The following is a 12,780-nucleotide window of genomic DNA, read 5'->3' as shown; positions in this document are numbered from 1 at the left end:
AAAAAAAGCCCGTTATTTCTAACGGACTGCAAATGTATAGATTTTTTACTTTATTCAAAACATTTTTTGAGAAATTTTACTATAAATGTGATCTTAATTTTTCTTTTCTCTTTTTTAATTGTCTTTCTAGGGATGCAACTGCCATATCTACACCTTCTTCAAAGGTTTTACATTGTTTCTTAACAACAAAGCTATCACCAGGAACACTTACTTTAGCTTCAAATATTTTATTCTCTTTACCACTCATGTTTTCAACTTTTAAAAAAACATCAGATTTAATTACCTTATCATAAAACATATCCAATTTATCCATTCGTTGTTGAATAAAACTTATCAACTTTTCATCTGCATTAAAATTTACTGATTGTGTGTTTACCTTCATAATCTTCTTTTTGGTTAGACAATAATTTTACTATTACTATTTTTTACTTCTTGGATGTGCATTTATATGCACTTTTTTTAATTCGGCTATACTATTATGCGTATAAACTTGTGTAGCAGCTAAACTGGAGTGTCCTAAAAGCTCTTTAACAGCATTTAAATCGGCACCTTGGTTTAACAAATGTGTAGCGAAAGAGTGCCTAAGTATATGTGGACTCCTCTTTACTTTTGATGATGCCAAACTAAAATAGCCATTTATTGTTCTGTATACAAGTGTTTCATATATTTTATAACCTTTTTTCGTTAAAAACAAAATATCAGCATCCGAAATACGCTCTAGCTCCTTCCTCAATTCCAAATACTTAACTGCTGTTAGCACTACAGATTTTAGTAATGGAACAATACGCTCTTTATTTCTTTTACCTAATACTTTTAATGTTTTAGTATTTAAATCAATACTAGTAAGTTTAAGTTGCACAAGTTCTATTCTTCTAATACCTGTGGAATAAAATAATTCTATTATAAATTTATCTCGTACACTGTCAAAATCATCAGCAAAATTTAAATCGTCTAAAACGGTTTTTATCTCTGCTTCTGAAAACGGAATTTGAATTTTTTTACTTGTTTTTAGGGCCCGATGTTTTGATAGCGGATTGCTATTAATATCGCCTGTTTTTAAAAGAAACTTAAAATAAGTATTTAATGCTGAAACTTTTCGGTTTATACTGCGGTTTGCTATGCCATTTTCTACAAGTGACACAATCCAACTTCTTATTTGCGAATAGTTAACCTTGTTAATTGAATTACTTTCATATTCATGTTTAATAAACTCTAAAAAATCTTCCAAATCATTTTGATAGGCCTTTACTGTTAAAACAGAATAGTTTTTTTCTAGAAGTAAATAATCTGTATAAGATTGAAAAGACAAATTTTAGACTGTTAAACGGTTATATTGTTATAGATAAATGTACAACCTTTTATTTAATGGTGATGCAAAAAAAATCCCGCATATAGCGGGATTTGATAGTATGCAAATAACTAAACTTCTTCTGCATCTCTTATTCCTTGGATGTACTGCGCTTTTTGAACTTGTACTCTACGGGCAACTGAAGGTTTCGTGAACTGCTTACGCGCTTGCAACTGATTTTTAATCGTTGTTTTAACAAACTTACGTTTGAAACGTTTTAATGCTCTATCTATATTTTCTCCTTCTTTAACTGGTATTTTTAACATCGTGTCTTAACCTCCTCTCTTTTAGAATTTTCAAGGCGCAAATATAAAAAGTAAATTAGAATTTACCAGCAACAGATTACTATTCTTTTAAGTGCTTTTTTTATTTGAAAAGCCGTATTTGACTTTGTAAAAAAAAACATTAAAACGTTTTTTACCTGTGAATCATTGTTTGTCATTTAATTATTAATGGGTGATATTCAACTAGAGCTAAGTAATAAAAATTTTAATGTAAGTTTACATCATAAATTATAATTTTTGAATAGGCTCTTAAATCAAAGGGCATAAAAATCTAATTTATCTTGCTTTGTTTAACACAGATTTGAAAAAGATCATTATGAAATACTTTAAGATACTTACAATATTATTATTCAGTTCAGTCATTTCTTTCTATGCCTGCAATGAAAATACTAAAGCGGCAAAACAAGAAACCTTAAAACCATTGGAAGTTTTAGATCCCACTAATCCACCAAATGCTATAACTCCAAAACCAGTTACTCTTGAAACCCCTCAAAATATAAAAGGAGTCTGGCACTATATCTGCAGTAAAGGTTGCTCTGGAGGTGCTGGGTCGGCTATAAATTGCAATACTTGTGGAAGTCTTTTAGCACATAACTCGGCTTATCATAACAATGCTAATAGTACACCAACTTCTTCTGCTCCTTTTGCTAACCCTCCTACTGCCGAACCTAGCCGAAACTCAGCCGGAGTATGGCATTATACCTGCGGAAAAGGTTGTATTGGCGGATCTGGATCTGCTGGAGCTTGCGCCACTTGTGCTGGTTCCTTGACTCATAACACAGCTTATCATCAATAACATATAAAGTGTTATAATTTACAAGGTACGTAGTGTTGAAATGGATTTCAAAATTGATAAAGTAAAAAATATACAGACAAAAAACGTGTAAAACGAACCTCAAAAGATATATAAAACTTTAAATTTAATACTATAAGCCCATAAATTAGTGCGTTAGGGATTGCAGAGAAAATCCTTTTTTGTGCTTAACTATAAGTTTTTGATTTGAAACTCATTTCTTATATGTAAAAAACTTGATGAGATACTGAAAAAAGTTCAGCACAAAAAAGATTGTAACGAAAAGCCCGACCCTTGGGTAACGCCCAAAAGAAAGACCAACTTGTAACTAACAATTATAATTATTTAAGTAGCTGGCTTGTAGTCTTTTTTGTCAATTATTATTTTAGCAAATTGTGATACAATTTTCGCTAAAAAACAAATAGATTATTTAGTGGCTGGACGATATTCTTTTTTGTCAATTATTATTTTAGCGATAATCTCTCTTAAGATTTCTGAAGTACCACCACCTATAGGCCCTAGCCTACTATCCCGCAATAAACGGGCCATAGGATACTCTTCCATATAACCATAACCACCTAAAAATTGAAGGCATTGGTAAATAACCTCATCGGCCATTTTAGTAGACTTTAGTTTCGACATGGTTGCTTCTTTAACAACGTACTCTCCTTTATCTAATCTGGAGGCTACTGCATAGTTAAAGGATTTACAAATCTCCATATCGGTATATAAATCTGCTACGCTATGTCTTAAAGCTTGAAATTTATCGATAGTCTTGCCAAAAGCTTGACGCTCGCTCATATATTTTAGTGCGTACTCTAGCGCGAACTCTGCTCGTGCATGGGCATTAATACCCATAATTAAACGCTCTAAAGAAAAGTGCTGCATTATATATGAAAAGCCTTTGTTTTCTTCACCCAAAAGGTTTGCAACAGGTACTTTAACATTAGCAAATGCTATTTCTCCAGTATCAGATGCATTCCAACCCAATTTATTTAGTTTGGTTGCAGATACTCCTGCCATATCTCTATCTAAGACAAATATACTAATGCCTTTATTCCCTAATTCTGGAGTTGTTTTTGCGGTTACAATTAAATAGTCACTTAAAACCCCATTGGTTATAAACGTTTTTGAACCATTAATTACGTAATGGTCTCCATTTTTAATCGCAGTTGTTCGCATGCCTGCCACATCACTACCTCCAAAAGGCTCTGAGATACATAAGCATCCTATTTTATCGCCAGATATACTTGGGGTTAAATATTTTTGTTTGATTGCTTCATCACCTTCTGCTTGTAAATGCGTCATAGCTAAATACACGTGTGCCCAGATGGCCGCAGCAAAACCACCAGAATTTATTTTTTGAAGTTCTTCAAGTAGAATAACAGTGTAGAATAAATCTAAATCCATACCACCATAAGCTTCAGGATAATTGATTCCGAAGAATCCCATGTCTCCAAATTTTTTCCAAATAAATCTATCGATATTACCTGTTTTTTCCCATTTTTCGATGTGAGGTACAACTTCCTTTTGTAAAAAATCTTGAAGACTTTTTCTAAAAAGATTATGCTCTTCAGTGAAGTACATACTATTCATTTATTTTTCTTTTTCGAAGTGCAAATATAATTCAATTATCTTAATTTTATTTACAGGGAAGTCTTTAACTTTTGTTAATTCATCTATGGAATTATAACCTTCTCTTAATTGACGTTGTTCTATAATGTTATGTGCTAAATCATAATCTATGTGAGGGATGGTAACCAAATCACCAATGGTTGCAGCATTTATATTTATTTGCTGAATCGTTTTTGGTGTTTTTACCGTAAACTGGTTTGTAATTTTTTCTATAACCTCTGAGGTTAATCCATAGACGTCTAGAAGTTGAACATCGGCAATAAAACCACCTTTAAATTTATTTCTATATTTAATAATGCGATCTGAAAACACTTTACCAACACCATTAACTTTTTGAAGTTGTTGCGCTGTAGCCGTATTTAAATCTTGTTTTTGAGCGAAGGTTTTAGGTTTACTATTATAAATATATACTGCATTGTTTTTAGGCTTGGGATTAGTTATCCATTCTGGAAATTTAAAATATGGTGATATAGCATTTAAAAGTGAATCGGATACCTTGGTAACTTCCTGAAATTGTTTAGAAGAATTAATCCATTTATTTTGTTTTCTAAAGGCTATTAGTCTATCAATTTCTTCATTAGTCATTCCCAATGTAGCGCCTTTAAAGTCTGTAATGTAATTTGGATTGAATGGATATGTTTTCGGTTTGTTTTTTTCTAACTGAACTAACCTTAAGGAATCTATTTCTTTAATAAATTCTGAAAGCGCTTCTTTATTACCTGAAGTATCTTCCGCAGGGAATTCGACAAAAAAATAAAAACATTGAAAAACAACGATAAGGACTAATAATAAAAAAATCCCATTCCGTTGTTCTTTAGAAAACGTGAAATGGGATTTAAAATTTTTCATATTATATTTATGCCTTTGCTTCTTTTATAGCATCTAAAAATCTCTTTAATTCCCTTTTCACTACTGGGAATAAAAAGAATAAACCTATCATATTAGGAAATATCATAGCGAAAATCATAGCATCTGAAAATTGCCAGATTGACCCCATACTTGCAGCTGCTCCAATAATTACAAACATTAAGAATAAAACTTTGTATGCTAAATCTGCTGCTTTACCTCTACCGAATAAGAATTTCCAAGATTGTAATCCATAATACGACCAAGAAATCATGGTAGAAACTGCAAACAGAACTACTGCAATTGTTAAAAATACGTTTGAATAAGGAATATATTGAGCAAATGCTTTTGATGTAATACCTGCACCTTCATAAGATACACCATCAATCATTACACCACCTAAACCATCACCTCCATATTGAAATTCTCCACCAAAGTTGAAAATAATAATAACTAAAGCTGTCATTGTACAAATAACAACAGTATCAATAAAAGGCTCTAATAAAGCTACTAAACCTTCAGAAGCAGAATATTTTGTTTTTACAGCTGAATGCGCAATTGATGCAGAACCTGCACCAGCTTCATTTGAAAAAGCTGCTCGCTTAAATCCAACTAATAACACCCCTATTAAACTACCAACACCTATAGCTGTAGGATTAAAAGCTTCAGTTATGATTAAACCTATAGCATCATCTACTAAAGAGAAATTACTCCCAATGATATATAAACATGCTAACAGATAAAAAACTGCCATAAAAGGCACTACTTTTTCTGTAACAGATGCTATTCTTTTAATTCCACCAATTATAATGATTCCAACTAATACGGCTAAAACAACGCCTATCCAAAATCCTGCTCCAGCATTATCTAATCCTAATAAATCTTTTAAAACTATAGTTGCTTGGTTAGATTGAGCCGCATTTCCGCCACCAAATGAACCACCAATACAGAAAATAGCAAAAAATATTGCAGCAATCTTTCCAAGTGTTTTAAAACCTCTTTCTTTTAATCCTTTGCTTATATAATACATAGGACCTCCATAAACGGTTCCATCTTCACCTACATCTCTATATTGAACACCAAGTGTACACTCAACAAATTTAGAAGACATTCCTAATAAACCACAAACAATCATCCAAAATGTTGCTCCAGGACCACCAAGCGCTATAGCTAAAGCTACACCGGCAATATTTCCATTACCAACCGTTCCCGAAACTGCAGTCGCTAGTGCTTGAAAATGCGATACTTCTCCCTCCTGACTTTCATCACGAATAGTATCACGAATATCACCGTCCACAGTCATGGATGTTTCAGAAGCTTGATGTCCTCCTTCAATTTCATCATACTTACCTCTTACAGTATTAATTGCTTTTCCAAAATACCTGACATTTGGAAACCCAAAATAAATAGTAAAAAATAGCGCACTAAAAACTAAGAGTATTAAAACAAATGGAATACCAAAAACTTCAAAAAAGATAACACCAAAAACAGCATCAGAGAATGGCTTAAATGCTTGGTCTATTTTTTGGTCTAAACCAAGTTCAGTAGTTTCTTGAGCAAATGTTAAAAATGGAATTATTAATGTAAAAATTGAAAGAAGATACTTCTTCATAAGCTTTGTGTTTGTTAGTTTTTATTGAAAGATTCTTACTAAAAGCTAGCAAGATGCTAAAAAAAAATGGTTATTTAAAACAATGGTAGTTAAAATAGCAAATTTACTAATTGATGTTGTACTCAGAATTTAATGCCTCAATTTGTTCTGGTCTTCCAAGAACAATAATTTTTGAATGTCTAGCAAGCTCCATGTCTGCTTCAGGGTTTACCATATATTCACCATTTTCATCTTTATAACCAATAACCGAGCATCCCGTTTTTTTGCGAAGATCTAAATCCCTAATAGTTTTAGGTTTTTTAGAATCATAAAACTTTTCAACTGCAACTTCCTCTATATTGATATTAGACTTTCCAACAATAGATAAATTATCTATAAACTCCATTAGACCTGGCACAACAACTAATGACGCCATGTGGTCTCCTCCTATTTTATCTGGTAAAATAACATTATCTGCTCCTGCAAATTTTAGTTTATCATAAGAAGATTCATTTGATGCGCGACTAATTATATTCATTTTGGGATTTAGTTGTCTTGCAGAAAGTACTACAAACAAATTATCTGCATCGTTTGGTAATGCTGAAATAAAACATGAAGCTCTTTCTACACCCGCAATTATTAAAATTTCATCTTCATTTGCGTTTCCAATTACATATGGCACTTTATCAAGTTGCATGCGCTCTTCCATTTCTTTATTCTTTTCAACAACTACAAACTCCTCTTTATAAGCCATAAGTTTTGTTGCTGCTTGCTTGCCGTTTCTTCCGTAACCACAAATAACAATGTGATTCTTAAAACTTTCAATCTTTTTTTGCATCTTTTTGTGTTTTAATTCTTCAGAATAATTCTTACTTAAAATGTATTCCGTAATTATAGATAAGGCATAACCTACAATTACAACACTTGCTAAAATTAAGAAAATTGTAAATATTTTAGACTGGTCGTCTAATGGAACAACCTCACCAAAACCAACCGTGGTCATTGTGATTACAGTCATGTACAAGGCATCAATCCAAGAATAACCAGAAATATGGACAAATCCAAAAACCCCAATAAGCATAATAACAACCAGTAGTAGAACGGCTGTGTAGATTTTTGTTCTAAAAAACTTTATAAGTTCGTTCATAAATCAAAAACCGATGAGCGTTTTGTGTAAACTAAATCTTTAATACGTATCCAAAAAGCTAAAAACAAATAAAGCGCAAAACCAAAACCTACGGTTACAAAAGTTAAATACATAAAAGAGGTTCTAACTACTTTGGTTCTAATACCAAAACGGTCTGCAATACGCTGGCATACATAATACCCGTGTTTCTGAAAAAACAATAATAGTTTGTAAATATTGTTCATGCTGCAATTTAAGGTTTTGTTTATTCGTGTAAAAGTTTATCTGTTTAAAAATTGATTACCAACAGCACATTTTAAACAATTATTTTTATCGCAATATTCAGTTTTGAGTTGAATTAATGCCTGAGAATCTAAAGATGATTTTGATACTTTTTTTAAATTATTAAATGCACTAATGATATTGTTTTTTTCTGAAGTTATTGCCGTAGCTATTTTTATGATTTCAGAATCTATTTCTACTCCTTTTTGTTTGGCATAACAAAACTTTATGGGCAGAATAGTATTGATTAGCAATAAATCTACAAACGATTTTGATAATGTTTTTATTGAAGTTTTAGATGTTTTTTGAAACGTGTAATGCGTTTCCCAAAAATCAGAAGTTGAAACTTTAAAAAGTTCATAAAAGTCTTCTACTTTATTTGATTCTATAACTTTAGAAAATAAGTTTTGATGCTTATTATACAAATTTGCTAATTGTGATAATCTAATCGTTGGAAAATTTGACGGTCGTAATCTAAAAAACTGCAATGGTAAAACTTGATTATTCTGGAGGCCAAATTTTTGCTTTAGAAACTTATATTCATTCTTCAAATCTAAGTAATAAGCATTTTCAATATCTTGCTTTAACAAACCCGCTTGACCAAATAAAAAAGCTTCTAGAACATGAGGGTTTGATTGTGTTTTTCTGATTATCGAAAAATCTATGGACTGCCCTAAACTAAAAAACGATTCACCATTAACTTTTAGCCCGAAGTTTTTAGTCAGCATTTTAAAAAACACGGATTCCCAATCGTTTTTAGATGCTACCAGAAGTGTGTTTATTGTTTCAGATTTTCGTTCTAAACGTTCAAGATACAATCGCTCTAGCCAATTAGTTAAAACAAAATCGTCAGTTGATGGAAAATCATTTTCACAATTAATCCATTTGTTTTGTTTAGCAAATAGTTTTTCATAATTATTCAACATCGTAACATCTACAACATCCTTCAGCTGCAAGGTTGGTATAGGTGTATTGTCCTTTCTAAACACTTCCGTATCGTCTTCCCAAACCACATGCAGAACTACATTATCATAAGCTTTGTCTTGTTCGTGACTATGCACAAACCAATCTGAAGATTTAATATGAATTTCTACATTTCCTGCCCAGAGCTGATCTCCAACTTTAATTTTTGCATTGAAAAAATCTGGACCTGAATTAAAATTATGTTGCCCAACGGAAGTTACTACGATAGATTCTCCAGTTGTTGTTTCTAAATTATTAAATCGAAACTTTTTATGTTTCCAGATATAATGTAAGAAGTCTTCTTGCATGCAACTAAAATATAAAAATATTACTCTTTTTTATTTGAAGTTGAAGAAATTTAAAAGAAATTTGAATCATGGAAGAACTAACTCTTACTACCCCAGCACTTTTATTTTCGGCTATTTCTTTAATTATGCTAGCTTATACTAATAGGTTTATAGCTTATGCCGCTATTATTAGAAACTTACATGATAAGTATTTACTAAAAAAAGATGAACGACTAATAAAGCAAATAAAAAACTTAAAACAACGCCTTTATTTAACCCGCGCTATGCAAATTACAGGGATTTCAAGTTTACTACTTTGCGTATTAACTATGTTTTTAATTTTTATCGAACAGCATGTTGTTGCAGTTTATGTATTTGGAGTAGCACTTATATTACTTATAGTCTCTTTAGCTCTTTTGATCAAAGAAATTCAAATATCAGTTGAAGCCCTAGAACATCATATTAGTGATATTGAGAATAGTTAAATTTGAACTTTAATCAACCACTGTTGCTTTTTTATATTTTTGAAAAGGTTGCTTTAATAAGTGTTTAATATTGCTGTTTTCTTCTTCATTTGGAAAAACATCCACACCATAAACTATTTTATCAGTATCTAGCACCATATAAGTACCGAATAATCTGTCCCAAACAGAAAAAATATTTCCATAATTAGAATCGGTATACGGCATTTTGTAATGATGATGAACCTTGTGCATATCTGGTGAAACAATAATATAACTTAATAAATAATCTATCTTTTTAGGTAATTTTATATTGGCATGATTAAACTGTGTTGCTACAACCGATAACGATTGATACAAAAAAACAAGGGCTATAGGTGTCCCAATTATAAATATACCTAAAAGCGTAAAAACATAACGAATCAGACTTTCTAAAGGGTGATGTCTATTCGCCGTGGTTGTATCTACATGATGATCTGAATGGTGCACTAAATGTACCATCCATAATGGTTTAACCTTATGTTCTATTAAATGTGGCAAGTAGGCTCCGATGAAATCTATCAAAAAGACTCCTAAAATACCATACAACCATATTGGCATTTCTGGAAGCCAATTTAAAACACCAAAGTTATTAGCAACCACCCAATCTGATGATCTTAAAAACAAAAATGCTAAAGGAAGATTAACCAATATTGTTGTTAATGTGAAAAATATGTTAGGTACGGCGTGTTTCCATTTTTTGTAATTAACTCCAAATAAAGGCACAATACCTTCTATAATCCAAAAGAAGGTCAAACCGCCAACAATAATTAAACCGCGATAAAGTGGCGGAATCGTTTCGAAATATCTTAAAATGGTTTCCAAATGAGTGAATTTTTGTTATAAAGATAATTATTTTATTCTTTTCTTCATATCCTCTACAATATTAAATGCCGCAGGACACATCGCAACATTTTTTAAAGTGAGGTTAGATATTTGCTGAAACTTTTTTCTATCGGTATGCGGAAATTCTCTGCATGCTTTCGGTCGCACATCATAAATAGAACAATAATTATCTGCTCCTAAAAATGTACATGGTACGCCTTGTAATACAAAATCATTATCTTCATCAACACGCAAGTATTGACTTATGAATTGCTGTGTTTTCATTCTGAAATGTTTCGCAATTCTATCAACATCTTTATCTGTAAATAGTGGACCAGTAGTTTTACAACAGTTAGCACATTTCAAACAATCAGTACGTTCGAATTCTTCTTCATGCAGCTCTTGCATGATATAATCCAAATTTTTTGGTGGTTTCTTTTTTAGCTTCGCGAAGAATTTTTTATTCTCGTTATGTTTATCTTTGGCCAGCTTTGGAAGATTATTAATGATGTCTTGCATGGTGTAAAAATAACATTTTAAATGAAAGATCTTTTCGGAAAAGCTTTATTGGATTTTCAAAACGGAAACTATTCTGAAGACATCACAACATCAACCAATATTTCTGATGAAGATGTGCTACCAATTCCCTATTTGTTTCGAGATTATAAAGACATGCCCAGATTGGAACAAAAAGCCTTGAAACTTGCGAAAGGCAGTGTTTTAGACGTGGGATGTGGCTCCGGAAGTCATAGCATCTATTTACAGAAAAAGGGTTTTAAAGTTAAAGCTATTGACACATCAAAAGGCGCCATTGAAGTAAGTAAACAACGTGGTGTTTTACGAGCAGATATTTTAAATATATTAGATGAAGCTGAAACTTTTGATACTATTCTTCTCTTAATGAATGGAACGGGAATTTTTCAAGAATTGACGCAAGTTTCTAAATACTTATCGCACCTAAAGAGTTTATTAAACCCAAATGGACAAATTTTAATTGATTCTTCGGATATTAAGTATATGTACGAAGATGAAGATGGTGGTTATTGGATGGACATGAACTCTAGCTACTATGGTGAACTAGATTACTTTTTGTCTTATAAAGGTGAAAAAGAAGCGCCAATGAAATGGTTGTATTTAGATTTTGAAACTTTAACGTTGGCTTGTGAAACGCTTGGATTACGATGTGAATTGGTTTTTGAAGGTGCCCATTTTGATTATTTGGCAAAATTAAGCTAACCTATTGTTAAACGCACTCTGAGAATTTTCACGATTTCACACATTACATAATATCCTTTTAGACAAGACTGTGTTAAGGATAGAGGAAAGCCCACAGTGATTCACGAGCGCGGACTTGAAACTCTAAGAATCTGCTCAGGATAAACTGCATACCTGACCCGATAGGGACACTCCCAAAGTTATATTATAAGATTCTTAAACAAGTTCAAGGTGACACAAGTGTCAAAAATCAAACTTATATGTAGCTCCTGCTAAAAACTGAATACTCTGCACAGGGAAATTTTGCCATTTCTGATAAGCATCATTAGCTATGTTATTCGCTTTTGCAAATACTGAAAGTTGGTCGTTTATATGATACCCTATATGAGCATTAGCATCAAAATAACTGTCTAAAACCACTGTAAAAGGCGATGTAATGGTTAATCCATCATTTAAGAAAAATTGATCTTTTCGTTCGCCAATATAAAACAGATTAGCACCTGCAAACCAATGTTCATCGATTTGATAATCTAAAAATAGTGAGCCTTTAATGTCTGGTAAATTCCATGCTTCGGCTTCGTCATCAGTATTATAACTAAAATATTCTGCTTTTATTCCTAACTTGAAATTTCTATTAACATCAACATTAATCTCCCCAGCTACTCCAAAGGTATCAACATCATCGTACACCATTCCAAAAGAGTTTCCATAAGTGTAATTTTCGTTTGTTAAAGTTATCTCGTTATTTCTAAAAAGTGCTTTATTTCTATCTGCTAAATAACGGCCACTAACATTATAACTCATATTACTAGACAGTTTTCCTTTTAAACCAACATAGGCATTATACAATTGATCTGTTGGAGCAATAGATAGTGTTGGTGATACAAAAGGGTTTTCTTTGGCAAAATCGTAATAAGAATTTTGAATTAAATCTCCTTGAATTCCTCCGTAAGCAATCAACACATCGTTTACCAATCTATACGTTGCGGTAATGTTTGGATATATATATAAATTATTATCGCCCGACTCTTTATCATTTAAATAATATAAAGAGACCCCCAAATCTAGTGTTAAATCATCTTGTT

The 12,780-nt window shown here is 31.8% G+C and carries 14 protein-coding genes and 1 pseudogene; 3 read left to right on the top strand and 12 right to left on the bottom strand.

The annotated features are described in order from the left end of the window. Positions 1–79: 79 nt before the first annotated feature. The 3 genes from raiA to rpsU form a co-directional block, all read right to left on the bottom strand. A complete protein-coding gene (gene raiA / locus QZ260_RS05230; RefSeq protein WP_295983581.1) occupies positions 80–382 on the bottom strand; it encodes a ribosome-associated translation inhibitor RaiA in 303 nt (100 codons plus the stop codon). Between the two features lie 36 nt (positions 383–418). Then, the gene (locus QZ260_RS05225) at positions 419–1,309 is read right to left on the bottom strand and encodes a tyrosine-type recombinase/integrase (RefSeq protein ID WP_295983579.1); all 891 of its coding nucleotides are present in this window, start codon (positions 1,307–1,309) and stop codon (positions 419–421) included. A 110-nt stretch (positions 1,310–1,419) separates the two neighbouring features. Continuing rightward, positions 1,420–1,614, bottom strand: coding sequence for a 30S ribosomal protein S21 (rpsU, locus tag QZ260_RS05220; protein WP_295983576.1), 195 nt, complete (start codon positions 1,612–1,614; stop codon positions 1,420–1,422). Positions 1,615–1,948: 334 nt separating this feature from the next. On the opposite strand from rpsU, the gene QZ260_RS05215 reads away from it, so the two are divergent. After that, on the top strand, positions 1,949–2,428 hold the full coding sequence (locus QZ260_RS05215; RefSeq protein WP_295983575.1) for a hypothetical protein: 480 nt from the start codon (positions 1,949–1,951) through the stop codon (positions 2,426–2,428). A 423-nt stretch (positions 2,429–2,851) separates the two neighbouring features. Here QZ260_RS05215 and QZ260_RS05210 read toward each other — a convergent pair whose 3' ends face one another. The 6 genes from QZ260_RS05210 to QZ260_RS05185 all read right to left on the bottom strand — a co-directional run bounded on the left by QZ260_RS05210 (position 2,852) and on the right by QZ260_RS05185 (position 9,176). Beyond that, entirely contained in the window at positions 2,852–4,021 is a 1,170-nt protein-coding gene (locus QZ260_RS05210) for an acyl-CoA dehydrogenase family protein (RefSeq protein WP_295983572.1), read from the bottom strand. Beyond that, entirely contained in the window at positions 4,022–4,909 is an 888-nt protein-coding gene (locus QZ260_RS05205; RefSeq protein WP_295983571.1) for a helix-hairpin-helix domain-containing protein, read from the bottom strand. Between the two features lie 7 nt (positions 4,910–4,916). Beyond that, a complete protein-coding gene (locus tag QZ260_RS05200) occupies positions 4,917–6,518 on the bottom strand; it encodes an alanine/glycine:cation symporter family protein (protein WP_295983569.1) in 1,602 nt (533 codons plus the stop codon). Between the two features lie 106 nt (positions 6,519–6,624). Then, on the bottom strand, positions 6,625–7,644 hold the full coding sequence (locus QZ260_RS05195; RefSeq protein ID WP_295983566.1) for a potassium channel protein: 1,020 nt from the start codon (positions 7,642–7,644) through the stop codon (positions 6,625–6,627). Continuing rightward, a complete protein-coding gene (locus QZ260_RS05190; protein ID WP_295983564.1) occupies positions 7,641–7,868 on the bottom strand; it encodes a PspC domain-containing protein in 228 nt (75 codons plus the stop codon). The genes QZ260_RS05195 and QZ260_RS05190 overlap by 4 nt, the downstream gene beginning before the upstream one ends. A gap of 36 nt (positions 7,869–7,904) precedes the next feature. Then, the gene (locus QZ260_RS05185; RefSeq protein WP_295983563.1) at positions 7,905–9,176 is read right to left on the bottom strand and encodes a DUF2851 family protein; all 1,272 of its coding nucleotides are present in this window, start codon (positions 9,174–9,176) and stop codon (positions 7,905–7,907) included. Positions 9,177–9,244: 68 nt separating this feature from the next. Between QZ260_RS05185 and QZ260_RS05180 the strand changes: the two genes are divergently transcribed. Then, complete coding sequence (locus QZ260_RS05180) at positions 9,245–9,640, top strand: DUF2721 domain-containing protein (protein ID WP_295983559.1); 396 nt, start codon at positions 9,245–9,247, stop codon at positions 9,638–9,640. 9 nt (positions 9,641–9,649) lie between these two features. Here QZ260_RS05180 and QZ260_RS05175 read toward each other — a convergent pair whose 3' ends face one another. Both QZ260_RS05175 and QZ260_RS05170 read right to left on the bottom strand, forming a co-directional pair. Next, complete coding sequence (locus QZ260_RS05175; RefSeq protein ID WP_295983556.1) at positions 9,650–10,480, bottom strand: sterol desaturase family protein; 831 nt, start codon at positions 10,478–10,480, stop codon at positions 9,650–9,652. Between the two features lie 27 nt (positions 10,481–10,507). After that, positions 10,508–10,999 carry a YkgJ family cysteine cluster protein gene (locus QZ260_RS05170; RefSeq protein WP_295983553.1) on the bottom strand — a complete coding sequence of 164 codons (492 nt, stop codon included), beginning with the start codon at positions 10,997–10,999 and terminating at the stop codon, positions 10,508–10,510. Positions 11,000–11,020: 21 nt separating this feature from the next. Between QZ260_RS05170 and QZ260_RS05165 the strand changes: the two genes are divergently transcribed. Beyond that, positions 11,021–11,716 (top strand): class I SAM-dependent methyltransferase, encoded by a 696-nt coding sequence (locus QZ260_RS05165; RefSeq protein WP_295983551.1) that lies wholly within the window; start codon positions 11,021–11,023, stop codon positions 11,714–11,716. 222 nt (positions 11,717–11,938) lie between these two features. Here the strand turns inward: QZ260_RS05165 and QZ260_RS05160 are convergent. After that, positions 11,939–12,780: pseudogene (locus QZ260_RS05160) on the bottom strand (TonB-dependent receptor); the annotation flags it as partial.

The organism is uncultured Algibacter sp. (assembly GCF_905480415.1).
Lineage (GTDB): Bacteria > Bacteroidota > Bacteroidia > Flavobacteriales > Flavobacteriaceae > Algibacter_B.
This window is presented reverse-complemented; position numbering and strand designations above follow the sequence as displayed.

Excerpts from the sequence above, each read along its gene's own strand:
- rpsU (WP_295983576.1), bottom strand. The coding sequence starts at position 1,614 with ATGTTAAAAATACCAGTTAAAGAAGGAGAAAATATAGATAGAGCATTA.
- QZ260_RS05190 (WP_295983564.1), bottom strand. The coding sequence starts at position 7,868 with ATGAACAATATTTACAAACTATTATTGTTTTTTCAGAAACACGGGTAT.
- QZ260_RS05205 (WP_295983571.1), bottom strand. The coding sequence starts at position 4,909 with ATGAAAAATTTTAAATCCCATTTCACGTTTTCTAAAGAACAACGGAAT.
- QZ260_RS05210 (WP_295983572.1), bottom strand. The coding sequence starts at position 4,021 with ATGAATAGTATGTACTTCACTGAAGAGCATAATCTTTTTAGAAAAAGT.
- QZ260_RS05185 (WP_295983563.1), bottom strand. The coding sequence starts at position 9,176 with ATGCAAGAAGACTTCTTACATTATATCTGGAAACATAAAAAGTTTCGA.
- QZ260_RS05195 (WP_295983566.1), bottom strand. The coding sequence starts at position 7,644 with ATGAACGAACTTATAAAGTTTTTTAGAACAAAAATCTACACAGCCGTT.
- QZ260_RS05200 (WP_295983569.1), bottom strand. The coding sequence starts at position 6,518 with ATGAAGAAGTATCTTCTTTCAATTTTTACATTAATAATTCCATTTTTA.
- QZ260_RS05180 (WP_295983559.1), top strand. The coding sequence starts at position 9,245 with ATGGAAGAACTAACTCTTACTACCCCAGCACTTTTATTTTCGGCTATT.
- QZ260_RS05170 (WP_295983553.1), bottom strand. The coding sequence starts at position 10,999 with ATGCAAGACATCATTAATAATCTTCCAAAGCTGGCCAAAGATAAACAT.
- raiA (WP_295983581.1), bottom strand. The coding sequence starts at position 382 with ATGAAGGTAAACACACAATCAGTAAATTTTAATGCAGATGAAAAGTTG.
- QZ260_RS05165 (WP_295983551.1), top strand. The coding sequence starts at position 11,021 with ATGAAAGATCTTTTCGGAAAAGCTTTATTGGATTTTCAAAACGGAAAC.
- QZ260_RS05215 (WP_295983575.1), top strand. The coding sequence starts at position 1,949 with ATGAAATACTTTAAGATACTTACAATATTATTATTCAGTTCAGTCATT.